Consider the following 324-nt stretch of genomic DNA (forward strand, 5'->3'; position numbering starts at 1 on the left):
ATACCACTTCAGTTTCTATTTCGTTTATTTATTTTGTCGTATGCTTTAATTTGTTTCTCAAGACTTCGGTCAGCTTTTTTATCATGCACTACAAGGATCGCATGTATAACTCCTGGCACCCAAACAATCAGTGTTAAAAAGAAGTTTACAATTGCTTGAAATGGCTTTCCACAAAGTAATACTGCAAGTGGCGGAAAAAGAATCGCTAACAAATACATCATTCTTATCAAGTCTCCTCATTGTAAATTGTTTGACTAACAGCATCTAAGCAATGCGCTACTATATAAGTGCAAATCGAAAAACCTACATAAAAACCCCTTTCTT

At 34.6% G+C, this 324-nt stretch carries 1 protein-coding gene; it reads right to left on the reverse strand.

The window, feature by feature from the left end; all coding sequences use genetic code 11:
- Nucleotides 1-8 precede the first annotated feature (8 nt).
- Entirely contained in the window at nt 9-221 is a 213-nt protein-coding gene (locus V7183_RS25310; RefSeq protein ID WP_097899505.1) for a YqaE/Pmp3 family membrane protein, read from the reverse strand.
- Nucleotides 222-324 lie beyond the last annotated feature (103 nt).

Source organism: Bacillus sp. JJ1127 (assembly GCF_036965845.1).
Taxonomy (GTDB): Bacteria; Bacillota; Bacilli; order Bacillales; family Bacillaceae_G; genus Bacillus_A.

Bases quoted from the DNA above. Each gene is read 5' to 3' on its own strand.
- V7183_RS25310 (WP_097899505.1), bottom strand. From the start codon at position 221: ATGATGTATTTGTTAGCGATTCTTTTTCCGCCACTTGCAGTATTACTT.